The organism is Kribbella sp. VKM Ac-2568 (assembly GCF_004345365.1).
In the GTDB taxonomy this organism is placed as follows: domain Bacteria; phylum Actinomycetota; class Actinomycetes; order Propionibacteriales; family Kribbellaceae; genus Kribbella; species Kribbella orskensis.
The window spans coordinates 1-25,585 of record NZ_SLVF01000012.1; the positions used below are offsets into that span (position 1 = coordinate 1).

23 protein-coding genes and 1 pseudogene are annotated in these 25,585 nt (G+C 68.4%); 16 read left to right on the plus strand and 8 right to left on the minus strand.

From position 1 onward, the window contains the following. Positions 1 to 233: 233 nt before the first annotated feature. Positions 234 to 446, plus strand: coding sequence for a hypothetical protein (locus tag EV648_RS30635; RefSeq protein ID WP_132298618.1), 213 nt, complete (start codon positions 234 to 236; stop codon positions 444 to 446). Between the two features lie 146 nt (positions 447 to 592). Here the strand turns inward: EV648_RS30635 and EV648_RS30640 are convergent, their stop codons facing one another. After that, positions 593 to 4,966, minus strand: a complete 4,374-nt coding sequence (locus EV648_RS30640; protein WP_241995730.1) for a S8 family serine peptidase — start codon at positions 4,964 to 4,966, stop codon at positions 593 to 595. Positions 4,967 to 5,297: 331 nt separating this feature from the next. On the opposite strand from EV648_RS30640, the gene EV648_RS30645 reads away from it, so the two are divergent. From EV648_RS30645 to EV648_RS30655, 3 genes are all read left to right on the plus strand, one after another. Further along, positions 5,298 to 5,954, plus strand: a complete 657-nt coding sequence (locus EV648_RS30645) for a winged helix-turn-helix domain-containing protein (protein WP_132298620.1) — start codon at positions 5,298 to 5,300, stop codon at positions 5,952 to 5,954. Between the two features lie 26 nt (positions 5,955 to 5,980). After that, complete coding sequence (locus EV648_RS30650) at positions 5,981 to 6,409, plus strand: MarR family winged helix-turn-helix transcriptional regulator (RefSeq protein ID WP_241995731.1); 429 nt, start codon at positions 5,981 to 5,983, stop codon at positions 6,407 to 6,409. Positions 6,410 to 6,473: 64 nt separating this feature from the next. Continuing rightward, positions 6,474 to 7,634: a threonine synthase gene (locus EV648_RS30655; RefSeq protein ID WP_199234907.1), complete on the plus strand. Its 1,161-nt coding sequence runs from the start codon at positions 6,474 to 6,476 to the stop codon at positions 7,632 to 7,634. Here EV648_RS30655 and EV648_RS30660 read toward each other — a convergent pair. Next, positions 7,631 to 7,969 carry a hypothetical protein gene (locus EV648_RS30660; RefSeq protein WP_132298622.1) on the minus strand — a complete coding sequence of 113 codons (339 nt, stop codon included), beginning with the start codon at positions 7,967 to 7,969 and terminating at the stop codon, positions 7,631 to 7,633. The genes EV648_RS30655 and EV648_RS30660 overlap by 4 nt on opposite strands. 84 nt (positions 7,970 to 8,053) lie before the next feature. Further along, positions 8,054 to 10,042, minus strand: a complete 1,989-nt coding sequence (locus EV648_RS30665; RefSeq protein ID WP_132298623.1) for an alpha-1,4-glucan--maltose-1-phosphate maltosyltransferase — start codon at positions 10,040 to 10,042, stop codon at positions 8,054 to 8,056. Between the two features lie 256 nt (positions 10,043 to 10,298). Here EV648_RS30665 and glgP point away from each other — a divergent pair, with 256 nt between their 5' ends. The 3 genes from glgP to EV648_RS30680 all read left to right on the plus strand — a co-directional run bounded on the left by glgP (position 10,299) and on the right by EV648_RS30680 (position 13,929). Continuing rightward, positions 10,299 to 12,896 carry an alpha-glucan family phosphorylase gene (glgP, locus tag EV648_RS30670; RefSeq protein ID WP_132298624.1) on the plus strand — a complete coding sequence of 866 codons (2,598 nt, stop codon included), beginning with the start codon at positions 10,299 to 10,301 and terminating at the stop codon, positions 12,894 to 12,896. Between the two features lie 216 nt (positions 12,897 to 13,112). Further along, complete coding sequence (locus tag EV648_RS30675; protein ID WP_132298625.1) at positions 13,113 to 13,649, plus strand: RNA polymerase sigma factor; 537 nt, start codon at positions 13,113 to 13,115, stop codon at positions 13,647 to 13,649. Continuing rightward, positions 13,642 to 13,929, plus strand: a complete 288-nt coding sequence (locus tag EV648_RS30680; protein WP_132298626.1) for a hypothetical protein — start codon at positions 13,642 to 13,644, stop codon at positions 13,927 to 13,929. The genes EV648_RS30675 and EV648_RS30680 overlap by 8 nt, the downstream gene beginning before the upstream one ends. A 164-nt stretch (positions 13,930 to 14,093) precedes the next feature. Here EV648_RS30680 and EV648_RS30685 read toward each other — a convergent pair whose 3' ends face one another. After that, positions 14,094 to 14,996, minus strand: a complete 903-nt coding sequence (locus EV648_RS30685) for a transglutaminase-like domain-containing protein (protein WP_132298627.1) — start codon at positions 14,994 to 14,996, stop codon at positions 14,094 to 14,096. Further along, positions 14,993 to 15,832 (minus strand): MerR family transcriptional regulator, encoded by an 840-nt coding sequence (locus tag EV648_RS30690; RefSeq protein ID WP_132298628.1) that lies wholly within the window; start codon positions 15,830 to 15,832, stop codon positions 14,993 to 14,995. Before EV648_RS30690 ends, EV648_RS30685 begins: the two co-directional genes overlap by 4 nt. 205 nt (positions 15,833 to 16,037) lie before the next feature. Between EV648_RS30690 and EV648_RS30695 the strand changes: the two genes are divergently transcribed. From EV648_RS30695 to EV648_RS30710, 4 genes are all read left to right on the plus strand, one after another. Then, positions 16,038 to 16,520 carry a PadR family transcriptional regulator gene (locus tag EV648_RS30695; protein ID WP_199234908.1) on the plus strand — a complete coding sequence of 161 codons (483 nt, stop codon included), beginning with the start codon at positions 16,038 to 16,040 and terminating at the stop codon, positions 16,518 to 16,520. Positions 16,521 to 16,617: 97 nt separating this feature from the next. Further along, positions 16,618 to 17,040: a DUF3995 domain-containing protein gene (locus EV648_RS30700; RefSeq protein WP_132298630.1), complete on the plus strand. Its 423-nt coding sequence runs from the start codon at positions 16,618 to 16,620 to the stop codon at positions 17,038 to 17,040. Beyond that, a complete protein-coding gene (locus tag EV648_RS30705; protein ID WP_241995732.1) occupies positions 17,037 to 17,534 on the plus strand; it encodes an RNA polymerase sigma factor in 498 nt (165 codons plus the stop codon). The genes EV648_RS30700 and EV648_RS30705 overlap by 4 nt, the downstream gene beginning before the upstream one ends. Next, entirely contained in the window at positions 17,531 to 17,989 is a 459-nt protein-coding gene (locus EV648_RS30710) for a hypothetical protein (RefSeq protein ID WP_199234909.1), read from the plus strand. The genes EV648_RS30705 and EV648_RS30710 overlap by 4 nt, the downstream gene beginning before the upstream one ends. A gap of 35 nt (positions 17,990 to 18,024) precedes the next feature. On the opposite strand, the gene EV648_RS30715 is transcribed toward EV648_RS30710, so the two are convergent. The 3 genes from EV648_RS30715 to glgX form a co-directional block, all read right to left on the minus strand. Further along, on the minus strand, positions 18,025 to 18,816 hold the full coding sequence (locus tag EV648_RS30715; RefSeq protein ID WP_132298632.1) for an SGNH/GDSL hydrolase family protein: 792 nt from the start codon (positions 18,814 to 18,816) through the stop codon (positions 18,025 to 18,027). A gap of 178 nt (positions 18,817 to 18,994) precedes the next feature. Beyond that, positions 18,995 to 19,396 (minus strand): PPOX class F420-dependent oxidoreductase, encoded by a 402-nt coding sequence (locus EV648_RS30720; RefSeq protein ID WP_132298633.1) that lies wholly within the window; start codon positions 19,394 to 19,396, stop codon positions 18,995 to 18,997. 204 nt (positions 19,397 to 19,600) lie between these two features. Then, on the minus strand, positions 19,601 to 21,643 hold the full coding sequence (gene glgX / locus EV648_RS30725; RefSeq protein ID WP_370452755.1) for a glycogen debranching protein GlgX: 2,043 nt from the start codon (positions 21,641 to 21,643) through the stop codon (positions 19,601 to 19,603). Between the two features lie 401 nt (positions 21,644 to 22,044). Between glgX and EV648_RS44965 the strand changes: the two are divergent. The 5 genes and pseudogenes from EV648_RS44965 to EV648_RS30750 form a co-directional block, all read left to right on the plus strand. Continuing rightward, positions 22,045 to 22,206: pseudogene (locus EV648_RS44965) on the plus strand (carbohydrate ABC transporter permease); the annotation flags it as partial. Positions 22,207 to 22,258: 52 nt separating this feature from the next. Then, complete coding sequence (locus EV648_RS30735) at positions 22,259 to 23,284, plus strand: Gfo/Idh/MocA family protein (RefSeq protein ID WP_132298635.1); 1,026 nt, start codon at positions 22,259 to 22,261, stop codon at positions 23,282 to 23,284. After that, positions 23,281 to 24,324 carry a Gfo/Idh/MocA family protein gene (locus EV648_RS30740; RefSeq protein WP_132298636.1) on the plus strand — a complete coding sequence of 348 codons (1,044 nt, stop codon included), beginning with the start codon at positions 23,281 to 23,283 and terminating at the stop codon, positions 24,322 to 24,324. The genes EV648_RS30735 and EV648_RS30740 overlap by 4 nt, the downstream gene beginning before the upstream one ends. A 37-nt stretch (positions 24,325 to 24,361) precedes the next feature. Further along, positions 24,362 to 24,865, plus strand: coding sequence for an amidohydrolase family protein (locus tag EV648_RS30745; RefSeq protein ID WP_132298637.1), 504 nt, complete (start codon positions 24,362 to 24,364; stop codon positions 24,863 to 24,865). Then, on the plus strand, positions 24,862 to 25,536 hold the full coding sequence (locus EV648_RS30750) for a 4-carboxy-4-hydroxy-2-oxoadipate aldolase/oxaloacetate decarboxylase (RefSeq protein ID WP_132298638.1): 675 nt from the start codon (positions 24,862 to 24,864) through the stop codon (positions 25,534 to 25,536). Before EV648_RS30745 ends, EV648_RS30750 begins: the two co-directional genes overlap by 4 nt. Positions 25,537 to 25,585 lie beyond the last annotated feature (49 nt).

The following is a 25,585-nucleotide window of genomic DNA, read 5'->3' on the forward strand; positions in this document are numbered from 1 at the left end:
ACGATCAACCGGCCGATACGAATTCGCCATACCCAATACTCGAACGCCCACCCGGTTACCCACACCACCGCCACGCCCATTTCTCAACAGGCTCTATAAGCCGTTAGCCGGCGAACAACGCGCCAGTGGCCGCCGAAACCGGCCATCGCCCGGCGGCTGCAGACAGGCGACCCGGGCGGCGTCTGGCGGGTGTGGGGTGTGTGACGAATGGCGTAGACAGCCGTTGGACGTATATGGGTGAATCCGTGGTGCCGAGGCCTTGGCAGAGCGTGGTGCCTGAGGCTCCTGAAGCGCTGCCCGCCGCCGATCGCTGCCGCGGCCCCATCGACCTCCTGAAACCCGTCGGCGCCCAGACGCAGGCGGTCCGCCAGATCGCCACCCGCCTGTCCGTAGACGCGGACACGGCCGCCCTGATCCTGGACCACCCCCACCTACAGCCCCGGTAGACATTCACTCACCGGGGATGGGTGCTGCGGGGGATCACCTGCGGTCGCGGCGCGGGCGGCGGAGCAGGCGCGCGGGGACGTAGTACGCGGGCCGGCCCCGGACAGAGGGTTCTGTCCGGGGCCGGCTTGGTGCGGCTAGGTCGTGGTTACTTGATGGACTTCAGAGCGAAGTCCTCCACGGCCGGCTCACCTGCGACGAGTCTCGTCACGCGGGTTTGCGGCTTGTAGCCGTCCTTTGCGGCGATCAGGGTGAGCGGGTTGTTGCGACGGTCCAGCCAGTAGGCGTAGGTGCCGTCGGATTCGGTGATGAAGGTGTACGACTGCGCCCAGGAGTCGACCTGGACGATGGCGCCCGGGAGCGGAGCGGTCGCGCCGGAGGTGGCTACCCCGGTGACCGTGCCCATGAGCTTGCTCCAGGTGTTCGGCGGCGTGACGTTCATCTTCACGTCCACCGGGTTGACCGCGTACGGCGTGTTCTCGCCGACGGTGACCGAACCGGTGTAGGTACCCGGCTGGTCGACGTTGGCCGACAGGCCCACCTTCAGGATGACCGACTCGCCCGGGGCCAGGGTGGCCTCGGTCTTGTCGATCGTCAGCCAGCTGACGTCCGCCGACGACTCGGCACAGTCCTCGAGGCCCGGCAGAGCCTCACTGTCCACGGTCGCGGTGAAGCCGCCGGAGGAGCCACCGACCTTGTAGAAGCCACACGCCGCCGCACCGCGGTACCGCGGCATGTTGGCGTTCGGCAGAGCCGCCCAGGTACCGGCGGCCGGGTCGAAGGCGAAGCCGGCGTTGGTGACGGCGCCGGCCTGGACACCACCGACGACCAGCAGCTTGCCACTGGCGACGGCGAAGGACGCCGCCCAGTGGTCAGCCGGGGCGTCGGCGATGGCGGACCAGGAGTTGCTGCTCGGGTCGTAGACGTAGCCGGACTTCTGCGCGGCCGCGCCGTCGTTACCACCGGAGCAGTACACCAGTCCGTCGATCGCGCCACAGGAGGCGAACGCAACCGACTTCGGGTAGTTCGCCAGCGTGGCCCAGGTGTTCGACGCCGTGTCGTAAGCGACCACGGAGTTGGACATCGGGGTGCAGCCGGAGGTGGTGCAGCCGCCGACGGCGTACAGCTTGCCGTCCAGGACAGCCTGGCCGGCGGCCGCACGCGGCGCCGGGTTGTTGGCTGCCGCGGACCAGGCGTTGGTCGCCGGGTCGTAGGCCCAGGTGCCTGCGTCCGGACCAGCGGCTCCCCAGCCGGAGCTGGCGATGATCTTGCCACCCACGGCGCCGACGGTGACGGCGTTACGGGCGCCCGGAAGCGGGGCGATCGCGGTCCAGGCCAGGGTGGCCGGGTCGTAGACGTAGCTGTTGGCAGTGGAAGCGCTGCCGTTGCCACCGGCGATCGAGTAGACCTTGCCGTCGAGGTTGACGACCCGGTTGTCCATCACGGTCGCCGGGTAGTCGGCGATGTCCGTCCACGGAGCCGCCATCGGCTTGGCCGCCGCCGTCGGGACGGAGGTCTTGCCCGACAGCATGTTGGCGAACGAGGTCGGCACCTGCAGCCGCTGCAGCGGTGCGCCGGTGCTGTTGAAGACCTCGGACTTGGTGGTCGTGCTGCCGTCGGCGTTCTCGATCTCGAAGCCGCCGTCGCGCTCACCGAACTTCACGTCCACCGGCGCTCCACCGGTGTTCTTGACGGTGACCGACTTGGTGACCTTGCCACCGGGCAGCTTCAGGTTGGCCTCGATCGACCCCGGGGTGACCGAGAGCCGGCCGGCCGCGAGGCTGAAGTCGGCTTGGGTGACCCAGTCGGCCTCGACGTTGACGTTCTGCGTCGAGGAGACGTAGTTACCCGCCTTGCTGGTGAAGCCGTGCTCGCCGGAGTCCGAGGAGTACAGCCAGTAGAAGCCGTCGGCCAGCCCGGTGTCCTCGGGCGTCGCGACGGTGGTCGCGGTCTCGGCCGGCTTGTCGTCACGGGTGACGACGGCGCCGTTCACGAAACCGCCGGTGTTGGCGTCCTTCACGTTGCCGACGACCAGACCGCCGCCGACCGGCTCACAGTTGACCTGGCTGCCGATCAGGACGTTGTCGACCTCCCACCACCACTCGTACGAGGCGTCGTAGTAGTGGAAGCGGACCTGCACGGCCGACTGACCGGCCGCCTGCGGGATGGCGATCTCCTTGACCCCGCGGAGGTCAGCGACCTGTGAGGTCAGGTTGGCCCAGGTGGCGCCACCGTCGATCGACAGGTCGACATCGGCCTTCTCGCCGCCGAGCCAGTTGAGCTCCTGGTTGAACTTGACCACCGGAGCGGTGACCGCGGTCAGGTCGACCACCGGGCTGACCAGCGAGGTGTCCTGCTGCTGGCCGGCACCGTACCGGTCGCTGTCGACGATCGCGAAACCGCCGGACCCGCCGGTCAGGTTGCCGCGGTTGGCGACGTCCTCGAACTTCCAGACCTGGCCGTTGTTCTTGTTGTCCACGACGGTCCAGCCACTCGGGGCGGCCTTGGTGTCGAACGTCTCGTAGACGCCGTCGGAACCCCACTTGTACCCCGGCGCCGTGGTGCACGCGTCGGTACGGACTCCGACCGCGACGTTCTTGGTCAGGTTGCCCGTGCCCACCGTGATCGGCTGGCTGACGGTCTGGTAGCCGGGCAGCTGGGACTCGATCTTGAGGGAGTACGACGCGCTGGACGGCACCTTCAGGGTGTACCGGCCGTTGGTCGGGGTGGTGTAGTCGAACACGCCACCCGGGCCCTCGACGCTCACCTTCGCGTACAGCGGCCAGCCGTGGCCGGAGCCGTCCGTGACGGTGCCACCGACGTTCACCGTCGGCGCGGACGCCAGGGTGAAGTTCTTCGTCGTGGTCGCGTTGGCGGTGATGGTCGCGGTGCCGGTCTGGCCGACGTAGCCGAAGGCGGCCACCGCGAGGTTGTAGTCGCCGGCCGGGAGGACCGACGAGAAGGTGCCGTTCGCACCGGTGGTGAGGGTACGGTCCGGCGTGCCCGCCTGGGTGACGGTCACGGACGCACCCGGAATGGCGGCGCCACCTGTGGCGGTGACGGTACCGGCCAGCGTGCCGGTGTCACCGATCGGAGCGGCGTTCAGCAGTGCCAGTGCGTCGAGCCGGCCTTCACCGTAGACGTTGTTGTCGTCGGTGGTGCCACCGCACTGGGTGTCCGCCTTGTCGACGGCCGAACCGTCGAGCAGCGCGCGGGTGGCCGCGACGTCGCCCTTCAGGCCGGGAGCGGCCGACCACAGCAGCGCGACGGTGCCCGCCATGTGCGGCGAGGCCATCGAGGTGCCGTTGAAGCTGGCATAGCCGTTACCCGGAACGCTCGAGCGCACGTTCACGCCCGGGGCCGAGATGTTCGGCTTGGTCTCGCCGTTCTGGCCCACACCGCGGGCGGAGAAGGAGGCGATGTTGTTGTTGATGTCGTAGGCACCGGCGGAGTAGTTGCTCACCAGGCTGCCCGGCGAACCGCTCGTCTGGCAGGCCGAACCGCTGTTGCCGTTGGACCAGGCACCGAAGATGCCGGACGCGGTCCACGCGTTGGTGATGTCCTCCATGAACGGCTCGTTGGAGGGCAGCGTGGTACCCCACGAGTTGTTGATGATGTTCGGCCGCTTGCTCGCGTCCGGGTTCTGCCCGGCGAGGTCGGTCGGCTCGAGCATCCACTGACCGGAGTTGATCAGCGCGGCGTCCGACGGGCAGCACCCGTTGGCTGCGATCCACTTGACCGCCGGCGCGACGCCGATCTGGTTGCTCGCACCGTCGTCACCGGCCATGGTGCCCATCGTGTGGGTGCCGTGGCCGTTGGTGTCACACGGTGCCGAACCACAGGTGCCGGCCGCGTCGAACCAGTTGTAGTTGTGGTCGAACGTGCCGTCACCGTTGTTGCCGCGGTACTGGTTCACCAGCGCCGGGTGGTCGTACTGGACACCGGTGTCGATGTTCGCGATGACGATGCCGGCGCCCCTGTCGCCGTACTGGCTCCAGACGTCATCGGCGTTGATGTTCGCGATGCCCCACTCGAGCGCGTTGACCTCGCGCTCGGTCTTGCCCTCGGTGACCTTCGGGACCTCCAGGGCCACCGGGTTGTAGATGCCCTCGACCTCGGCGTGCGTGGCCAGGCTCTGCGCCGTGGCCAGCGTGCCGCTCGAGACGCGGATCGCGTTGGTGCCCCAGAAGGCCTGGTACTTCACCTTCGACGCGTCGAGCTCGGCGCGTACCTTCGCCTGGCTCTCGGCAGCGGTCTTGCGCAGCGCCGCGGCGACCGCGGTACCGCGCTGGTTCCAGTCCGTGATCGTGCTGGCCTTGGACAGGTCGGCCTTGGCGGTGAAGCGGACCCAGTAGTCCGTCGCCTCCTTGGCGTCCTTGCCCTCCAGCTTCGACAGCACGTCCGGCTTGATCTTGGAGGCCGGCGCGGGCGTTCCGCCGGGCTTGGTGGGTGGTGCCGCCTGGGCCTGGCCGGCCGCGGCCAGCCCGGTGGTGACGACGGCCACCGCCGCCAGAGCACTCACCAGTGATCTGGCGAGTCCCCTTCTTCGTTGATGTGACATCTCTGCAGCCCCTCACTTGTACGACCCCGAGTCGACTCCCCCGAGTCATTGGTGCAGAGGTGCAGGGCTTCGCAGGTAGAGATGGTGAACCGGTTCTGCGAACGCTCCGTGCCCCCCAGGTCGCGACGTGTTACGCCGAGAGCCTGACGTGGACCTTATGTGTCAGATGCGGAGCGGAACAAGCACACTTGGTGAGCAAGATGTCACTAGCAGTCCCTTGCTTGTGAGCAAGGTTTCGCCATTGTTTGTCAATGCGTTGACGATTTGAGGCAATGCTTGACATCGTAATCAGATGGTCACCGCCCGTGTCCCCGCCCAGACCGCCGGCGCCCTCGATCTGACCGGATCCGCCCAGGAGCCGTTCCCACTGCTGATCGCGGTGGCAGCGTCCATGGAGGAGCGGGTCCGGCTCGCGGAACTCGTCGACGATGTCGCGCCGCTGCTGCTCGTCTCCAGCCTGGACGAACTCCGCAGACTGCTCACGCCCGCGCAACAGCCGCCGCCGGCACCACCTGAGCAGCCGGAGCCCCCGGAGCCGGAGGCAGTCGACGAACCTGTCGCCAGGAAGGTGCCGGACCGGCGTACGGATCGCGGTGACCGGGATGCCGACGTCCTGACGATCGACTCGGCCCGGTCGGTCGCGCAGTGGCGGGAGCGGGAGGTGCCGTTGACCGATCTCGAGCACGATCTGCTCACCCGGTTGATCACGGAGCCGTTGAGGGTGTGGACGTACGAGGCGCTGCACCAGGCCGTTTGGCGCAACCGGCACCTGCAGGGCACGGCAGACGTGCACTCGCTGGTGAAGCGAGTACGTCGCAAGCTCGACGAGCTGGGCACCACCGTCACGATCGACGCGGTCCGCGGTACGGGCTTCCGCCTCACCGACCATCAGCGTCCGTCCACCACGTCCCACCAGCGCACCTCGATCAGCGGCCTCCGCGCGGGGTGAAGTCGCCTTGACAGTAGGCTGTCAAGGTGACAAGGGCTGAGAGTTACCGCCTGCTGGTGGCCGATGTGTACGAGCTGGCGGGCGTGTCGCGGGGGAGCAGTGAGCAGATCGCGTCCGAACAGGGTCAGACGGTGGCCCGCTGGCATGTGATGAGCGTGCTGTCGGACCAGGCGTTCACCGTGCCCGCGATCGCGCGGCGGCTCGGGCTGACCCGGCAGAGCGTGCAGCGGGTGGCCGATGAGTTGGTCGACGAGGGGGTAGTCAAGCGTTCGGGCAATCCTGACCATCAGCGATCGCCGCTGCTCGCGTTGACCACGGAAGGGCGCGAGACGCTGCGGAAGATCGTGATTGCCTCGGATGTCGACCGTTCCCAGCGGCTCGCCCGGGCAGGGGTCACGGTCGCCGAGCTCGATGCCGCGCGGGAGACCCTGCGCAAGCTGCTGTCCGTGCTCTGACATGAGATCGACCTGCTGAGTCGCGAGCGGCGGAGTAGCCTCTGGGCTTGTGCGCTTCTCGGCTATGAGTCACCTCGAATGTCCCAAGTGCGGCCTCACCCATTCCGCGGATCAGGTGATCGGCCTGTGCTCGTGCGGATCGCCGCTGCTCGTCCGGTACGACCTCGACGAGGTGCGGGACGGGCTGAGCAAGGACGACGTGGCCGCGCGACCACCCGACCTCTGGCGGTACCACGAACTGCTCCCGGTGCGCTCGCCGGAGAACGTGATCAGCCTGGGGGAGGGGATGACCCCGCTGCTCGCAGTACCGCAGTACGGGCGGGAGCTCGGCGTGGACGGGCTGCTGATGAAGGACGAGGGGTTGATCCCGACCGGCACGTTCAAGGCGCGCGGGGCTGCCGTCGGGGTGTCCCGGGCGCGGGAGGTCGGCGTACGGAAGATCGCGATGCCGACCAACGGGAACGCCGGGTCCGCGTGGGCGACGTACGCGGCGCGGGCCGGGATGGAGGCGCTGATCGCGATGCCGATCGCGGCGCCGGAGATCTGCCGGCGCGAGGTGAAGGTGGTCGGCGCCGAGCTGAAGCTGATCGACGGGCTGATCGGTGATGCCGGGGCGTGGGTGCGCGAGCAGCTCGCCACCCGCGAGGGCTATCAGGACGTGTCGACGCTGAAGGAGCCCTACCGGATCGAGGGCAAGAAGACGATGGGGCTGGAGATCGCGGAGCAGCTCGGCTGGAAGCTGCCGGACGTGATCCTCTACCCGACCGGCGGTGGTGTCGGGCTGATCGGGATCTGGAAGGCCCTGGCGGAGCTCGCCGAGCTCGGCTGGGTCGAGGGGCCGATGCCGCGGCTGGTCGCAGTACAGGCGACCGGGTGCGCGCCGATCGTGCAGGCTTGGGAGAAGGGCCTGCCGGAGAGCGAAGCCTGGCCGGACGCGAAGACCGTTGCCTTCGGCATCACCGTGCCGAAGGCCCTCGGCGACTTCCTCGTCCTGCAGGCGATCAAGGAGACCGACGGCTGCGCGATCGCGATCGAGGACGACGACATCCTCGCCGCCCAACGGCGAGTGGCCGAGCTCGAAGGCTCGTTCATCTGCCCGGAAGGCGCCGCCAACTTCGCCGCCGTCCAGCAGTTGCGCGAGTCCGGCTGGATCAAGGCCGACGACCAGGTCGTTGCCCTCAACACCGGAACCGGCTTGAAGTACCCGGAGACCGTGCCGCTCTAGTCCTCGGCGCGCAGTTGTTGCCAGCGGGTCGTCAGCACGAGACCGGCTATCGACCCGACCGGGAACCAGTACGCGTAGGCCGGGCCGTGCTGCGTCAACTCGCCGCCGGGCACCATGAAGACCACTGCCAGCAGGATCGTCACCCCGGCCGGATAGGCGAGCCGCTCGGCGAGATCGCGGGGGCTGTACCACTGCCAGAGCACACCAGCCAGGGTCCCTGCCAAGGCGAGGAGGCCCGAGCCGAGCCGCTCCGACTGGCTGATCTGCGTCTCCGTGCCCGGGACGATCCCCGACAGCACGAAACCGATGGCCGCCGGCAGCATCCACCCCGTCATGCGGCGGACCTCCGGAGATACGCGTTCTAGTACCGACATCATCGCCCCCAGTTCTTTCGTGTGAAGGCGATGATGTCAGGGTGATCAGGCCTGGCCGCGGCGTACGGCGAGGATGTGGGCGGGATCGCCGTTGGGGTCGAGCTTGACGTAGTTCTGCTGGCCCCAGCGCCAAGTCGCGCCGGTGATCTCGTCGTACACGGTGAAGGTGTCTTCGGGGCGCATGCCGAGCGCCGCCATGTCGAGGTGGACCAGCGACTCGCGGACCGAGTGCGGGTCGGTGTTGACCACCACGATGACGGTGTCGCTGTGCCCGTCGGGACCGGTGACCCGCTTCGAGAAGCACATGATCGCCTCGTCGTCCACGCTGTGCAGACTGAGATTGCGCAGTTGCTGGAGCGCGGGGTGCCGGCGGCGGATGCTGTTCAGCAGCGTCAGGTACGGCGCGAGGGTGCGGTTCTCGGCCGCCGCGGCGTCCCAGTCGCGCGGGCGGAGCTGGAACTTCTCGGTGTCCAGGTACTCCTCGGAGCCCGGCCGCAGCGCGACGTGCTCGAACAGCTCGAAGCCCGCGTACACACCCCACGCCGGGGACGCCGTCGCGGCGATCGCGGCGCGGATCTTGAACGCGCCCGGACCGCCGTACTGCAGGTAGGCCGTGAGGATGTCCGGCGTGTTCACGAAGAAGTTCGGCCGCAGGAAGTGGCCGGTCTCCTTGGTCAACTCCTGCAGGTACTCCTCCAGTTCCCACTTCTCGTTGCGCCAGGTGAAGTACGTGTACGACTGGTGGAACCCGACCTTCGCGAGCTCGCGCATCATCGGCCGCCGGGTGAACGCCTCGGACAGGAAGACCACGTCCGGGTCGGTCTTGCGGACCTCGCCGAGCAGCCACTCCCAGAAGTTCACCGGCTTGGTGTGCGGGTTGTCGACCCGGAACACGGTGACGCCGTGCGAGATCCACAGCTTCACGATCCGCAGTACCTCGGCGTAGATGCCTTCGGGATCGTTGTCGAAGTTGATCGGGTAGATGTCCTGGTACTTCTTCGGCGGGTTCTCCGCGTAGGCGATCGACCCGTCGGCGCGGACCGAGAACCACTTCGGGTGCTCGGTCACCCACGGGTGGTCCGGCGAGGCCTGCAGGGCCAGGTCGATCGCGACCTCGAGCCCGAGCTCGCGGGCCCGGTTGACGAAGTAGTCGAAGTCCTCGAAGGTGCCGAGCTCCGGGTGGATCGCGTCGTGCCCACCTTCCGAGGAACCGATCGCCCACGGCGATCCGGGGTCACCCGGCTTCGGGTCGAGGGTGTTGTTCGGGCCCTTGCGGTACGACTGGCCGATCGGGTGGACCGGCGGCACGTAGAGCACGTCGAACCCCATCGCGGCGACCGCGTCGAGCCGCTGGGCCGCAGTACGGAAGGTGCCGGAGTTCCACTCCTGCTTCTCTTCGTCGTACGTCGCGCCCTCGGAGCGCGGGAAGAACTCGTACCAACTGCCGTACAGCGCGAGCCGCCGGTCCACCCAGACGGGGTACGTCTCGGACGAGGTGATCAACTCGCGCACCGGGTAACGCCCGAGCGCGGAGCGGACCTGCGGCGAGATCCCCGCGGCCAGCCGGGCCTCGGGCGGCAGCGCCGGGTTGGCGAGCGCCTGCGCGGCGTCGCTCAACGTACTGCGGTCGACGCGGACCGCGGGTGGTACGCCGGCCGCGGCACGGTCGAAGAAGGCGGCGCCCTCGGCGAACATCAGGTCCACGTCGATCCCGGCCGGGATCTTGATCTCCGCGTTGTGCCGCCACGTCCCGTACGGGTCGCTCCAGCCCTCGATCGCGAAGGTCCACGCGCCCTGCTCCTGCAGGGTGACGTCGACCGTCCAGCGGTCGGAGCCCTGGCCCACCGGGGTCATCAGCATCCGTCTGGTCTGGCCCGTCGGCGACGTCAGTACGACGTTCGCGTTCACCGCGTCATGGCCTTCGCGGAACACCGTGGCCGCGATGGTGAACGTCTCGCCCACCGACGACTTGGCCGGATACGCGCCGGCGTCGACGGTCGGGGTGACGTCGGTGATCGGGATGCGCCCAGTCATGGAGTAAACGAACCTTCGCTTTCCGACTCGCGGTGGTTGACACGGGAGTTGTACAGCACTGACGTTATCGGTTCCCAACGGTTCGCGGGGCCATGCACACCCTTGCTTGCTCGGGTCCTCGTTCCGGCGTACCGGGTCTTGTGGGCCGGGCTCTCCGGTCCACACTGCGGAACAGGGGCTGCAAGTTCTTGCTCGCGTTGCAAAATCGATGCAGCCCGAGGGTGAGTTCGGGTCCATCGGCCGGTACGGTGTCCCGGTGCGAGCGATACGACGATTCTCCGTCCGCCCTGTCCTGCCCGAGCCGCTGACCGGTCTCGGCACCCTGGTGAACAACCTGCGCTGGGTCTGGCACCCCGAGACACAAGACGTCTTCGAGGCTGTAGACCCCCAGCTCTGGCGCAGCACCGGCGGTGACCCGGTCAGGCTTCTCGGCGAGGTCCCGGCGGCCCGGCTCGACGAGCTGGCAAACGACCACGCCTTCCTCCGCCGTCTGGAGCTGGCTGTAGCCGACCTGACCGGCTATGTCACCGACGACCGGTGGTTCCAAGCCGAGGCTGGTTCGCCGGTCAGCTCGGTGGCCTACTTCTCCCCGGAGTTCGGCATCACCCACGTACTGCCGCAGTACTCCGGTGGTCTCGGCATCCTGGCGGGTGACCACCTGAAGGCAGCGAGTGACCTGGGTGTCCCGCTGATCGGCGTCGGCCTCCTCTACCGGCACGGCTACTTCGGCCAGTCGCTGAACCGCGAGGGCTGGCAGCAGGAGCGCTACCCGCTGGTGGATCCCGACGGGCTGCCGATCAGCCTGCTCCGCGACGGTGACACCCCGGCCAGCATCAACGTGACGCTGCCGGGCGGCCGCAAGCTGTGCGCCCAGATCTGGGTCGCGCAGGTCGGCCGGGTGCCGCTGCTGATGCTCGACGCCGACATGGAGGACAACGAGCCCGCCGAGCGCGAGGTCACCGACCGCCTGTACGGCGGGACGACCGAGCACCGGATGCTCCAGGAACTGCTGCTGGGTGTCGGCGGCGTCCGGGCGGTCCGCGAGTACTGCCGGGTCACCGGCCACGCGGCGCCCGAGGTGTTCCACACCAACGAGGGCCACGCCGGCTTCCTCGGCATCGAGCGGATCCGCGAGCTCGCCCACGACCAGGGCCTCGACTTCGACACCGCGCTCGAGGTGGCCCGCGGCGGCACCGTCTTCACCACCCACACGCCGGTCCCGGCCGGTATCGACCGCTTCCCGGTCGAGCTGATCCAGCAGCACTTCTCCGCCGACGCGTTCGGCGACGGTGTACCGATCGACCGGATCCTCGCGCTCGGCGCCGAGGACTTCGAAGGCGGCGACCCCGGCGTCTTCAACATGGCGATCATGGGCCTCCGCCTGGCTCAGAGGGCGAATGGCGTTTCCAAGCTGCACGGCGTCGTCAGCCGCGGCATGTTCGCCGGACTGTGGCCGAGCTTCGACCCGTCCGACGTGCCGATCACCTCGATCACCAACGGCGTGCACGCCCCCACCTGGGTGGCGCGCGAGATCTCGAACCTGACCTACGCGGCCGCCGACGAAGGCGACTCCGAGGGCATGTTCGAGGGTCTGGACAAGACCACCGACGCGGCCCTGTGGGAGACGAAGCGGATGCTGCGGCAGCGCTTCATCGACGACACCCGCGCTCGCGTCCGCGCCTCCTGGGTGAACCGCGGCGCGAGCGAGGCGGAGCTCGGCTGGGTCGACTCGATCCTCGACCCGGACGTGCTGACGATGGGATTCGCCCGCCGCGTCCCGTCGTACAAGCGGCTGACCCTGATGCTGCGTGACCCGGCCCGGCTGAAGGCGCTGCTGCTGCACCCGACCCGGCCGGTCCAGATCGTCATCGCCGGCAAGGCGCACCCGGCCGACGAGGGCGGCAAGAAGCTGATCCAGGAGATGGTCCGGTTCGCCGACGACCCGGAGGTCCGGCACCGCATCGTCTTCGTGCCCGACTACGACATCGCGCTGGCGCAGCCGATGTACCCGGGCTGCGACGTCTGGCTGAACAACCCGCTCCGCCCGTACGAGGCCTGCGGCACGTCCGGCATGAAGGCGGCGCTGAACGGCGCGCTCAACCTGTCCATCCGCGACGGCTGGTGGGACGAGTGGTACGACGACGAGTTCGGCTGGGCGATCCCGTCGGCCGAGGGGATCGAGGACACCGACCGCCGCGACGACCTCGAGGCGCACGCGCTGTACGACCTGATCGAGAAGCAGGTCGCGCCGCGCTTCTACGACGGCGAGGTCCCGGGCCGCTGGATCGAGATGCTCCGGCACACCATCAAGGAGCTCGGCCCGAAGGTGCTCGCCACCCGGATGGTCCGCGACTACGTGCAGCAGCTGTACGTACCGGCCGCGCACTCCTCCCGCCGGCTCAACTCGACGTACGAGGGTGCGCGCGAGCTGGCCGCGTGGAAGAAGCGCGTCCGCGCCGCCTGGCCGCAGATCCGCGTCGACCACGTGGAACTGCAGGGCCTCGGCGACGTACCGCAACTCGGCACGACGGTCGGCATCCGCGCGTTCGTCTCGCTGGGCGAGCTGACCGCCGCCGACATCGACGTGGAGGCACTGCACGGCCGGGTGAACTCCGAGGACGAGATCACCGATCCCGTCCGGGTGTCGCTGTCCCTCGCCGAGACGTACGAGGGCAACCGTCACCGGTATGAGGGCGAACTCAAGCTCGACCGCACCGGTCCGTTCGGCTACACCGTGCGAGTGCTCCCGAAGCACGACATGCTCGCCAGCCCGGCCGAACTCGGCCTGGCGGCCGGCCCGTCCGACCCCGAAGACCCGGAAACCCCGGACCTGCCAGCAGGCTCCGAGTTCTAAGTCACTGAACAACGCCGGGCCCCGCCTACCTCACCAGGCGGGGCCCGACCTTTCTCTGAATCCTTTGGCTGCCTGCGTGCCTCTTATCCAGGAGCCGGCAATCCGCCGGGACAGGAACCGGAGGTCCGATCATGACTCTTGCCGCCATCGCCATCGGTGCGGCCTTGCTCATCTGCGCGTGCACCGTCACCGTGCTACGGAAGCGGGGGAGCTCGCGTGGCTGAGGCACGCTGGCCGGACGAGGATCTCGTGGTTGCCGCCCAGGGTGGCGACGTCGGCTCGATCAGCGCGCTGGTGTCCAGCTCTCATCCCCACGTCCGGCGCTTCGCTCGCTCGCTGTGCGCCACCCCCGAGGACGCCGAGGATGCGGCCCAGGAGGCGGTGATCATCCTCTACCGCAAGATCGGGACGCTGCGCGCGTCCGGGGCGCTGGCTTCGTGGATGTTCCGGATCGTCCGCAACGAGTGCATCCGCCGATCCCGGCTGATGCTGCGGCGGCACGAGCCGATCGCCGAGCCGGCCACACGGTCCGCCGAGGAGGACGTGCTGCACCGTTTGGAGGTCGAGCGGGTGGCAGAGGCCATCGCGGCCCTGCCGGCCGACCAGCGACGCGTCCTGGTGCTGCGGGACGTCCAGGGCTATTCCGGCCGCATGGTGGCCGACGCACTCGGCCTCAGTACGGCCGCAATGAAGTCGCGCCTTCACCGCGCCCGTACTGCGGTCCACTCCCTCCTGGAGGAATCTCATGGCTGACTTCGCCAGTACGACGTTGCCTCGTCACCTCCTGCGAGGCGCCGTCGGCTTCGGAGCCCTGGCCGGGTCGGTCGCGCTCATCCCGACTGTCGGCTTGGTCTCCTTGGTACTGGCACCGATCGGTCTACTCGCGCTGCGGGGTTGCCCGACCTGCTGGATGATCGGCCTCCTCCAGACCATCTCGAGAGGTCGCCTGAAGCGCACCTGCGAAGACGGCCACTGCAGGTTGACGCTCGACGCTGGGTCGCAGAGCCACCAGCGCGCTCAGCAACAGGGTTGAACCACAGGTCGACGGCCTCAACGGACGCCGGCGTACCGAAGAACAAGTAGTACGGGGCAACCACCGAGTGCACCCGAGCGCAACCTGCGCGCCCGCGTACGGCGTACGGACATGCACTACCTGTCCTTCGGTACGCCGCCCACGGCTGATCCTCGACTGGCCATCTACTCGCCCTGGGCGTTGACCTTCTGACGGGTAGTGAGGTCGATCCGGTACGGCGCGGTCCCGGAGGGGGAGTGGACCAGGATCCGGTCGCCCGGGTGCAGTTCGGGGTCGTCGCGGTAGAGCTCGGCAAGCTTCGTGGTCGCGGCCTCGTCACCGTTGTCTGAGGCAACCAGCAGCGCGGCGATCTCATCAGTTGGTCCGAGGTCCATCTCCAGGTCGTCGGCCATCCCGCCGAACCCGTCCCACAGCAACAACTCGTCGCGCTGCAGGTGAGCCAACTGGAGGAACACGTAGTCGCGGATGAACCACCCACCGCGCAACGGCAGCGACGGATCCACGCCGTACAGGTCGCCATCCAGCGCGCCCGACCGGAACCCCAGCCAAACCTCCGCGGCCGACCGGAACCGCCCGGCCGGCATGTCCTGGACGTCGAAGCCCCAGTGCTCAGCCGGCTCGACCTGCGGATCCACCATCACCCACCGCTCGCCGTTCCAGTACTCCACGACCACATGGTCGTGGTTGAAGCCGGGCACGAAGTACGACGCGAAGCCGATCCGGCTGCGAGCGGGGATCCCCTTGTGGCGCAGGGCGGAGACGGTCAGCAGGGCGTAGTCGCGGCAGCACCCCGCGACCCGGTCGGCCGGTTCCCGGAGAGTTGCCAACGGGGTCCCGTTGCGCCGCTGGTCCGTCGCGAGCATCGCGTCGATCCAGCGGTGGTTGATCTCCTCCAGCCGGTCACCGGTGAACTCAATGCCTCCGCCTCGGTAGTGGATCAGCAGGTTCCGGACCACCTCGGTCAGCTGCGGAATCTCCGACGGAAGGTCGTCGAACAGTGCGGCATGGACACCGGGGTCGCTGTAGCGCGACTGGACGGCGTACGTGATCGGGTCGGCGTGGTTCATCTTCTTCCTTCGATCGGTTGGGCGATGTCGACGGCCGGGTCCGGTCCGGCGATGTACTGGAAGTCGCGGTGGTAGATCTCGCGGACCGCGCCGGCCGTCGGGAGTCGGGAACGCCGGAGCCAGTCCTCGAGGAGGTCGTAGGCGAGCATGATGCGCGGATACGCGCACTCGTCCTTGCTGATCGTGCAGTAGGCCTCGGTGTGCGGCGGCTCCACCCGGATCGCGATCGGTCCGGCCGGATCGACGAGTCCCTCGAACGGAACGCAGACCTCGACCGTCGCCTCGCTCTCCGGAGTCACCGCGCCGTGGTAGATCACCCACGAGCCTCCCGGCAGGCCTGCGCCTGCCTGGGTCAGATGCGCGCGGATCTCGATAGTCGAAGACACGATCACGCCGATCAGCGACTGCTGGTCCGCCTCGGCCCGGATCGACGCCACCTTGGTCTCCGGTACTTCGCGCGTAAGCACGGGCCGCCGCGGCAGACCCGGAGTAGCGGAGCGCAGTAATCGGTCCCGCAGGTACGCCAAGGTCGCCTTGCGCGCCTCGTTGGTCGCCTCTTCGGCAGCCCACCACCGGTCCAGCCGGATCAGCGCTTCCTCGTCGGTCCCGGTGAGTACTTCGGCGATCGTGCTCAGCGGCATGTCGAGCTGCCGCATCACGCTGATCCGGCGAGCCCGCTCCAACTGGTCCGCGGAGTACAGGCGGTAGCCGTTCACCGGATCCACTCGGGCCGGCGGCAACAACCCCGACACGTCGTACAGCCGCAAGGCCTTGTGCGACAGTCCGGCCCGCCGACCGAACTCGCTGATCGTCAACTCGTCCTTGGTCCCCTCCATGCCGCCAGTCAACACCCTGCCCCAGGGGCAAAGTGAAGCCCGCCGCAGCGGGATAGGGGGCTTGCATTCGTGACACTAGCGATATATCGTTAGTGTCATGAGATATATCGAGGAGGAATCCATGAATACCGAACGAGAAGGCCGCAGACGCGGTCACCACCACCATCCCCGGCGCGGCGGACCGCGATCGGGTGAAGGAATGCCCATGCATCGGCGCCGTGGCGGCCGCGGTCGGGCCCCGCGCGGCGATGTCCGTGCGGCGGTCCTGATGCTGCTCGCCGAGGAGCCGATGCACGGCTATCAGTTGATGCAGGCGATCGCCGACCGCAGCGACGGTCGCTGGACACCCAGTCCCGGCGCGATCTACCCGACCATCAGCCAACTGGAAGACGAAGGCCTGGTCAGCGTCGTCGCCGATGCTGGTCGCAGGCTCGTCACGTTGACCGACTCCGGTCGCGAGCAGGCGGACGCCCGTCGCGAGACCGGCTACGACCCCTTCGCCGAGTACGAGAGGTCCGAGCCTGCCACCGACCTGCGCGGCCTGCTGGAGCAACTGCACGCCGCCACTCGGCAGGTTGGCCGCTCCGGCACAGAGGAACAGCGCGCCGCGGCAGCCAAGATACTGACTGACGCACGCCGCTCCCTCTACCTGCTGCTGGCCGACGGTCCCCAGGACCCGAACGACTGATCGCGTGGTGCAGTGAGACCTGCGTCACGCGGTGGAACGTTTCGCGTTCCCGCCTCCTCTTCCAGGCGTCTCGACAGTTCTGAGGAGGAGATGACCCATGAAGGCTCGACAGGTCGTGGCCGGTGTCCATGTGTTACTGGCGGCGGTGCACGTCTACTGGGCGACCGGAGTGACGTGGCCCGCGATCGATCAGAGATCGCTGTCGCAAGCTGTGCTCGGCCAAGAGGTCTCCTTCGCACCACAGGTCGTGCTACCTCTTGCAGCTCTGCACGTGGTACTCGCCGTGGCTGTGCTGAAGGTCGACCGCCTTCGACTGGCTCAGCTGGTTGTGGCAGGTCTCGCAGCCGGCCTGGCCCTTAGAGCCGCGGCCGGTCTGGTGTGGGACTTCGGCCTCGGCACTGACTCCGGTACTGCGTTCTACTGGCTGAACCTCTTCTTCTACACCCCTGCCTGCATCACCTTGCTGGCTGCGGATCTGCGGCTGCTCCGGACCAGGCAACTGAGAGAGTTGCCCGCGTGATCGAAGAACCAGAGCAGTTGGTCCGCAGGGCGCAGGGTGGTGACACCCTCGCGATGAACGACCTGCTCGACCAACTCACGCCGTACGTCGGCCGGATCTGCGGGCCGATTGCCTTGAGCAACGGACCGGACGCCACCCAGGAGGCGCTGGTCGCGGTGTTCAGGTCGCTACGGACTCTCAAGGAGCCGGGTGCGTTGTTCGGCTGGGTTCGCGCCATCGCCGTCCGCGAAGCGATCCGGGTGGCACGGCAGGACCAGCGGCAGGTCCCCGCGGATCTCGACGAGTTGCCGGCGCCGAACGACCCGCAGTTGCTGGTCGACGTACGGGACACGCTGGCAAGGCTGACTCCGGAGCACCGCGCGCTCCTGGTCCTGCGCGATATCGAGGGCCTCGACGAGCAGGCGGCCGCCGTACTGCTCGAGCTACCAGCCGGCACAGCCAAGTCCCGGCTCCACCGAGCCCGCGCGAGCTTCCGAAAGGCATGGGGATCATGACGAACTGGCCGCAAGCAGAACTGGACGACGTTCGCCGGCTGCACGCTCTGGCAGCCGGCATCCCCGGAGCCGAGGTCACCGAGCGGGTCTTCAACGAGCCGCTTCCGGCTGTCTGGGACCTCATGTGGAGCGACGGCCGGCGCTTCATCGAGTTCCAGCCCGACATGCGCTCGGTGGAGAGCGTGCAGCGCGAGGGCGACCGGATCACGATGCTCGTCCGCAGCACCTTCGGCATGAGGGCTCGCCTGCAGGGAGTAGTCCGCCCCGGCTGGTGCTGGTTGCAAAGCCGCTTCCTCCTGATCGGCATGGCCGCCACCGAGGACCCCACCGGCGGCACCCGAGTAGCCCTCACCGGCGGCGTCCGCGTCCCCGGCCGAGCAGCGCTGATCCCGCTCGGCGTTCGCCGGGAGAGCAGGAAGTCGCTCGATCGGCTGGCGAGCAAGCTGGAGACCTAGTGCCCTGCGTCACCACCGGCTGGCCGGGCCGCTGGCTACTGGGGTTGGAGTATGGCCGGGGGCAGCGCCGTGAGGACGGCTCGGGCCTGATGGTGGTAGCCGAGGTCGTTGGGGTGAAAGAGGTCGGGAGCGAACTGGCCGCGCCAGGGGCGGGAGAAATGGCGGGAGAGTTCGGCTACCGGGAAGCCTCGGCTCGCGGCGGCGCTGTGGATGGTTCTGTTGATACTGGCGACGTACGGGCTGCAGAGGCTGCCGACGGTCCAGAGGCCGTCGGGCAGCGGGAGATCCAGCATCACGGAGGAGCGTGGCAGCCGGTCGATCAACTGGCGCAGGGTGGAGCGCAGGCGCTTCGGGGGAGTGGCGAAGATGTCGTTGCTGCCGATGCCGCAGGTGACCAGGTCCGGTTTCAGGCCGAGTTCCTCGAGGACCGGCAGCTGTTGGTCGATCACTTGCCAGGTCTGCGCACCGGATCGGGACAGGTTGAGGACGCGCCAGGGACGGCTGCTCTTGGCCGCCAACGCCGACATCACCTGACCGACGTAGCCGTTGAGTGGTGACGAGGCACCGACACCCTGGGCGGTCGAGTCGCCGAGAACGACCCAGAGCGGACCATCGCCGGCGATGGCGGTTTTGTTGTTCGCCCGCCAGAAGTCGGCGAAGGTCTGCGCCTGCACGTCGACGAAAGCGACGCCGTTGAACCACCGCTTGAGTGCACGTCGGGCCGTCGCGGTCTCGGCGTCGCCCCACCGGACGACGAGATGGTGAAGAACGCCGATCGGCGTCTGATGCTCGCGATTGACGCGCTCGCGTTGGCGCAGCAACAACATCCAGAGCCCCCTCTGATGTCTGAGCGAACAGCAGCCGTGCACGGGTGTCGCGGGCGAGGCGCTGCGGTGAACGAATGGAGAACAGCGACGGTACGACACGAAGGTGAACAACCCACCGTTCCGCTGGAGGGCACAAAAGAGAGAGGCCGCCGACGGTCGGCGGGGCCTCTCCCTGGGACTACTCAGGTGCCCCCTGCTGCATCGTCGTCTTCTCGACAACGATGCTGGTCGCGTACCGCGGCGTGCCCGGCGGCTCCACGTCCGCCCACGCACCGGCGTACTTCTCCGCGATCGCCCGTTCCAGCGCACAGTCCGGATCCACCACGAGCTCGCTGACCATCCCCCGCAGCTCGATGTAATGCGTCGGCCGGGCCGGATCCACGACGACGAGAGCGATCCGCGGATCCCGCCGCAGATTCCGCAACTTCTGCCGCCCCTCAACCAGACTGATCCGAACCACCTCCCCGTCCCACAAGAACCACAACGGCGTCACCTGCGGCTCGCCGCGCTTCCCGATCGTCGACACGAACGCCACCGCCGTCGACCCAAGCAACCCATGAAACGCCGCCGGAATCTCCATGCCCTCCCCATCGCCCACCAGCCACCCACGACCAGCCCACAGCCGAGACTACGCACACCACCGGTCCAGCAAGTCCGAGCGCCCCGGCCACAAACCGCCGCCGTGAATGCAGCGGCCACCGGACGCGCCAATTCAGCCGCCGCCGCACGCGCCAGTGCAGCCACAGTTGTCGACATGACCCTCACGCATGGGGCGCAGTACGAATTAGAGGGCGCGGAGGAGGACTAGGCAGCGGGGGAAGAGGGGGACTACTGCGCCGGCTTCTACTTCGGTGGCGCCGGAGTTGCTGGTGTCGAGGACTACTTCGTAGGCGGGGGCCCAGGAGGGGTCGGGGACGGTGACCTCGCGGGTTTCGGCGGTGGCGTTGAGGGCCAGGAGGAAGGAGTTGTCGGTCTGGCGGTTGCCTTCGACATCGAAACCGCGGAGGGCGTCGCCGGCCAGGAACATGCCGATGGTGCGGAGGTTGCCGTCGTGCCAGTCGGCCTCGGTCATCTCGCCCCCGTGCGGAGCGATCCAGGAGAGGTCCTTGCGACCACCCGGTACGACGGGCTGGCCCGAGAACCAGTGCCACTGGCGCAGGGTCGGGTGGGCGGCCCGGAGCGCGAGCAGCTTCTTCGTCAGCGCCAGGTGATCCGACCACTCAGAAGGCAGGGACCAGTCGAACCACGAGGTCTCGTTGTCCTGGCAGTAGGCGTTGTTGTTGCCGTGCTGCGTCCGCCCGCACTCGTCGCCCGCCGTGATCATCGGTACTCCGGTCGACAGCACCAGGGTCGCCATCAGGTTGGCCATCTGGCGTTTCCGGAGTGCGATCACGCGCCGGTCGTCCGTCTCGCCCTCGACCCCGCAGTTCCATGAGCGGTTGTCGTCGGTGCCGTCCCGGTTGTCCTCGTGGTTGGCCTCGTTGTGCTTGTGGTCGTAGCTGACCAGATCGCGCAGGGTGAACCCGTCGTGCGCGGTGACGAAGTTGATCGACGCGTACGGGTAGCGCCCGTCGTCGCCGTACAGGTCGCTCGAGCCGGACAGCCGGTAGGCGAGGTCCTGGACGCCGTGCGACGACGTACGCCAGACGTCCCGCACGCTGTCGCGGAACTTGCCGTTCCACTCCGACCAGGGAGTGCCGAAGTTCCCGACCTGGTAGCCGAAGTGGCCGACGTCCCACGGTTCGGAGATCAGCTTGACGCGGCCGAGCACGGGATCCGCGGCGACCTCCGCCAGGAAGGGATGCCCGACCGTGTCGACCTCGTGCCGCTCGTTGCGGATCAGCGTCACCGCCAGGTCGAAGCGGAACCCGTCGACGCCCATCTCCTCGACCCAGTACCGCAGCGAGTCCATCACCAGCCGGCGGACCTGCGGGTGCGAGGTGTCGACGGAGTTCCCGGTACCGGTGACGTCGTACATGGTGCCCGTCTGGGTCAGCCGATAGTACGCGCGGTTGTCGAGGCCGCGGAAGCTCAGCGTGGGTCCGTCGAAACCGCCTTCGGCCGTATGGTTGTAGACGACGTCGAGGATCACCTCGATGCCCGCGGCATGGAACGCGGCCACCATCGCCTTGAACTCCGCGACCTGCTCGCCCAAGGACCCCGACGACGAGTACGGCGCATGCGGGGCGAAGTAGTTCAGCGAGTTGTAGCCCCAGTAGTTCGGCAGGCCCCGGGCGGCGATCGAGGGCTCGGTCAGGAAGTGGTGGATCGGCAACAACTCGACCGAGGTCACCCCGAGCTCGACCAGATAGTTGATCACCGACGGATGGGCCAGACCGGCGTACGTACCGCGCTGGTGCTCGGGCACCTCGGGGTGGAGCTTGGTGAAGCCCTTGGTGTGCAACTCGTAGATCACGGTCTCGCCCCAGGGGACCGGCCGGCTGATCGGCGGCGGTGGTTCGGAGGCCGCGACGACCACCCCGACCGGCACATGGCCGACCGAGTCGCCGTCGGAGGAGTCGTAGATCAGCGGGCTGGCGAAGTCGAGTGATCCGTCGACGGCTCGCGCATAGGGATCGAGCAGCAACTTCGACGGGTTGAACCGCAGCCCGTGCGACGGGTCGAAGGGACCGTGCACGCGGTACCCGTACCGCTGGCCGTGGCCGACGCCGGGGACGAAACCGGTCCAGTACTCACCGGTGTGGGCGAGGTCCAGATTGCGCTGGCTGCCGTCATCGCCGATCAGCGCCAGCTCGACCCGTTCGGCGGCCGGCGCCCACACCGTGAACGTGGTGCCGTCGGAGTGCACTTCCGCCCCGAGCCGCAGATCCGGATCGGGGGACTCAGGAGGGCCGAGCTCGTTCGGGGCGGCGGCGGTGGCTTCGGTCACCGGCACATTGTGCCCATGACAGGTCAAACCCGCCTCGGGGGAGGCAGGAGATGTCCACAACGGAGTTGCTAGTGTTCAGAATCGGTAGTTGCGAACACCCACGCGCAATGATACAAACGCAGGAACGTTACTAAATTACCTGATCCACCCGTTTCAGGTGATCTCTTGCCGGTGAAACTACCTCCGGTGTCCTTTCAGAGACACGCAGCCCCGTCGAGACTCTCGAGCCGTGAGCCGAGGAGACAATGATGCGCAACCGGCAAGGTCGCTCGCAGGCGGGCGGACAGCACCCGGCTGGGCACCAACCGGCTGGCTCACGCCGTGCTGATCCTCGGCAGCCGCTCGCGGTCGGGCTGGCCACGCTGGCCGGCTACCAGGGCCAGATCTCGGCCGGTGTGATGATGGCGGCGGCACTGATGGCGATGGCGCCGATCCTGATCCTCTTCGTCATCCTGCAGCGCCGGGTCGTGGAAGGCATTGCCTTCTCCGGACTCAAATAAGGTCCGTTCCGGACTCAAGTAACTCTCGAACAGATCCCCTGAAAGGGAGCTCATGTCGGAACCCCCACTGTCCGAGCTGACCGTCGGACTGATCGGCGCGGGCAACATCGCGCACGTGCACGTCGCGGCCTGGAAGGCGCTCGGCGCCCGGGTGCTGGTGCACTCGGCGGCCGGCGCGCCCGAACTCGCCGAGCAGTACGGGCTGGAGGTCGCTGCCACTCTGGACGGCCTGCTCGAGGAGGTCGAGTTCGTCGACATCGTCACCCCGTCGGCGACCCACAAGGAGATCGCCCTCGCGGCGATCAAGGCCGGCCGCGACGTGATCTGCGAGAAGCCGCTGACCCTCACGGCGGTGGACTCGCAGGAGTTGTCTGCTGCGGCGGAGGCCACCGGCGTCCGGATCTACCCGGCGCACGTCGTCCGCTACTTCCCCGCGTACGCCGCGGCGTACAACGCGGTGCGGGCCGGACGGATCGGCGAGGTGGCCGTGGCCCGGTTCTACCGGCAGGCGAGCTCACCCGCCGGCGCCGGCTGGTACCGCGATGTCGCGCGCTCGGGCGGCGTCATCATGGACCTGATGGTGCACGACCTCGACCAGGCCCGCTGGCTCTGCGGCGAGGTCGCAACTCTGTACGCCGTACAGAGTCCGCCGACCGTGGACGGGATCAGTCCGGTCAACGTGGCGGCGCATGTCACCCTCACCCACGTCACCGGGGCGATCAGCCATCTCCGGGCGACCTGGGGAGCGACCGGGACCGAGTTCAAGTCCGGCTTCTCGATCGCCGGGTCCACCGGCACGTTGCAGTACTCGTCGGACACCGACACCGGATTCCAGGAGGAGTTGCAAGGCCTGGCTCCCCAGGGCGATCTGCTGATCCCGGCGTCGACGCTGTACGAGAGCCCGTACCTGACCCAACTCCGGGATCTCGCCGCCGCGCTGCGCGGTGGTCCCGAACCGCGGGTCGTCGCGGCCGACGGAGCGGCCGCGGTCTATCTGGCCGAGGCCGCGCGTGAGTCGATGGCGACCGGGCGCACGATCGACATGAGCACGTTCGACCCGTCAGGAGTTGTCGCATGAGCTTGAAGGTTGCGCTCGCCTCGTTCGCGCACACCCACGCGGCGTCGTACGCGAGTCTGCTCGGCGCGATGCCCGACGTCGAGGTGCTCTCGTCCGACCCCGACGGTGCCGCGGCGCCGGACGCGGGACCCCGCGGCGCGGAGTTCGCGTCCGCGATGGGAGTGCCGTACGTCGACTCGTACGACGAGCTGTTCGCCTGGGGCCCGGACGCCGTCGTGGTGACGAGCGAGAACGCCCTCCACCGTGGGCTGGTGGAACGCGCCGCGGCGGTCAGGGCGCACGTGCTCTGCGAGAAGCCGCTTGCCACCGAGGTCGCGGACGGAGAAGCCATGCTCGCTGCCTGCGAGGCGGCCGGGGTGATCCTGATGACGGCGTACCCGGTCCGCTTCGCTCCGTCGTACGGGCGGTTGAAGGCGTTCGTCGAGGCCGGGCGGCTCGGCGACGTGTTCGCGGTGCTCGGGACGAACAACGGGAAGATCCCGTACGACCAGCGGCAGTGGTTCACCGACGCCAAGCTCGCCGGCGGGGGAGCGATGGTGGATCACACGGTGCACTGCGCGGACCTGATCGACGGGCTCACCGGCGGGGTCGAGGCTTCGCGGGTCCATGCCGTCGCCAACCACGTGCTGCACCAGGACAAGAACGTCTCGGTGGAGACCGGCGGTCTCGTCACGATCACCTACCAGAGCGGGCTGTTGGCAACGATCGACTGCTCCTGGAGCGTCCCGGACAACGGGCCGACCTGGGGTGGGGTGACGCTGCAGGTGACCGGGACCAACGGCTCGGTGGAGATCGCGCCGTTCCAGCCGCACGTCGGCGGCACAGACGCGTCCGGCGAGGTGTTCCTCCCGGTCGGCGGCAACCTCGACGCGATGATGCTGGCCGAGTTCCTCACCGCGGTGCGCGCCTCCGGTCCGGCCACGCCGGGTCAACCGCCGGCCTCGGTCCCGCAGCCGGACGGCGCGGTCGGCCTCCGCACCCTGAGGATCGTCGACGCCGCGCGTCGCTCGGTCGCCTCGGGCCAGCCGGTCGACCTCTGACCCGGTCGACCTCTCCCGCCGCCCCTCGGCCCGGCGCATGATCCATGCGAGCTCGACCCGCAACCCGGCGCTGCACCTGAACGGCTCGCACTACATCGCGCAGCACTACGCCGCCGTGGTCGAGTTGTGCTCGTCGAACGTCTTCGAGGACTTGCCGACGTTGCGGCTGATCGTGCCGCACGGCGGCGGTGGCATCCCGTTCCACTTCAACCGGAACCGGGCGCTGCACGTCGCGGAATCCCTGCCCCCGTTCGAGGAAGTCGTCCGGAACCTGTACTTCGACACCGCCGTGTACGACGCGGACTCGCTCGAGATGCTGATCCGCAAGATCGGTGTGGACAACGTGCTCTTCGGCTCCGAGATGTTCGGTACCGCGAAGACGCGCGACGCGGAGACCGGCCGGTTCTTCGACGACATCCTTGGTGATGTCGAAGCGCTGGGGCTGTCGACCGAGGACCGGGCCAAGCTCCTGACCGGCAACGCGCTGAAGGCCTTTCCCCGTGCTGCCAAGCACCTGTCGCTGGTAGGAGTGCAGTCATGAGCGCACGCGTGATCCGCCGGATCGAGCGTCCCGCGCCGGAGTTGGTCAAGGCGGCTGCGTCGTACGGCGTCGCCACGTTGCACGAGGCGGCACAGCGCCGCGGCCTGATGGTGGACATCCACCCGGTCGTACCGGGGTTGCACGCCTGCGGTCCGGCGGTGACTTCGCTCAACCACCCTGGCGACAACCTGATGCTGCACGCGGCCGTCGAGGTGTGCGAACCGGGTGACGTGCTCGTCGTCGCCACGATGAGCCGGTCGACCGACGGGATGTTCGGCGAACTGCTGGCCACGCAGTGCCGGGCGCAGGGGATCGCCGGCGTGATCCTGGACGCCGGCGCCCGGGACCGCCGGGACCTGATCGCGATGAAGTACCCGGTCTGGTCGCGCGCGATCAGCGCGGCCGGGACCGTGAAGGCTACGCCCGGCTGGGTGAATGTGCCGGTCGTCTGCGGCGGCGCCACGGTCACCCTGGGTGACCTCGTCGTCGCCGATGACGACGGCGTCACGGTGATCCCGCGGGCCGAGGTCGCCGCCGTGGTCGAGGCGGCCAAGCTCCGCGAGGAGAAGGAGGCCCGGAACCGGGTCCGGCTGGAGGCCGGCGAGCTCAGCCTGGACGTGAACAACCTCCGTCCGCTGCTCGAGCGGCTGGGTGTGACGTACGAATCCTGATGTCCTCTTGACGTCATCGTGGTACCGGTCCGGTACCGTGCCGGGGATG

Coding starts and splice junctions, on each gene's coding strand:
- EV648_RS30690 (WP_132298628.1), bottom strand. CDS start 15,832: ATGGAGGGGACCAAGGACGAGTTGACGATCAGCGAGTTCGGTCGGCGG.
- EV648_RS30685 (WP_132298627.1), bottom strand. CDS start 14,996: ATGAACCACGCCGACCCGATCACGTACGCCGTCCAGTCGCGCTACAGC.
- EV648_RS30655 (WP_199234907.1), top strand. CDS start 6,474: ATGAGTCACCTCGAATGTCCCAAGTGCGGCCTCACCCATTCCGCGGAT.
- EV648_RS30715 (WP_132298632.1), bottom strand. CDS start 18,816: ATGTTGTTGCTGCGCCAACGCGAGCGCGTCAATCGCGAGCATCAGACG.
- EV648_RS30710 (WP_199234909.1), top strand. CDS start 17,531: ATGACGAACTGGCCGCAAGCAGAACTGGACGACGTTCGCCGGCTGCAC.
- EV648_RS30700 (WP_132298630.1), top strand. CDS start 16,618: ATGAAGGCTCGACAGGTCGTGGCCGGTGTCCATGTGTTACTGGCGGCG.
- EV648_RS30740 (WP_132298636.1), top strand. CDS start 23,281: ATGAGCTTGAAGGTTGCGCTCGCCTCGTTCGCGCACACCCACGCGGCG.
- EV648_RS30635 (WP_132298618.1), top strand. CDS start 234: ATGGGTGAATCCGTGGTGCCGAGGCCTTGGCAGAGCGTGGTGCCTGAG.
- EV648_RS30680 (WP_132298626.1), top strand. CDS start 13,642: ATGGCTGACTTCGCCAGTACGACGTTGCCTCGTCACCTCCTGCGAGGC.
- EV648_RS30735 (WP_132298635.1), top strand. CDS start 22,259: ATGTCGGAACCCCCACTGTCCGAGCTGACCGTCGGACTGATCGGCGCG.
- EV648_RS30665 (WP_132298623.1), bottom strand. CDS start 10,042: ATGACTGGGCGCATCCCGATCACCGACGTCACCCCGACCGTCGACGCC.
- EV648_RS30645 (WP_132298620.1), top strand. CDS start 5,298: ATGGTCACCGCCCGTGTCCCCGCCCAGACCGCCGGCGCCCTCGATCTG.
- EV648_RS30750 (WP_132298638.1), top strand. CDS start 24,862: ATGAGCGCACGCGTGATCCGCCGGATCGAGCGTCCCGCGCCGGAGTTG.
- EV648_RS30695 (WP_199234908.1), top strand. CDS start 16,038: ATGCATCGGCGCCGTGGCGGCCGCGGTCGGGCCCCGCGCGGCGATGTC.
- EV648_RS30745 (WP_132298637.1), top strand. CDS start 24,362: ATGATCCATGCGAGCTCGACCCGCAACCCGGCGCTGCACCTGAACGGC.
- EV648_RS30660 (WP_132298622.1), bottom strand. CDS start 7,969: ATGACGGGGTGGATGCTGCCGGCGGCCATCGGTTTCGTGCTGTCGGGG.
- EV648_RS30720 (WP_132298633.1), bottom strand. CDS start 19,396: ATGGAGATTCCGGCGGCGTTTCATGGGTTGCTTGGGTCGACGGCGGTG.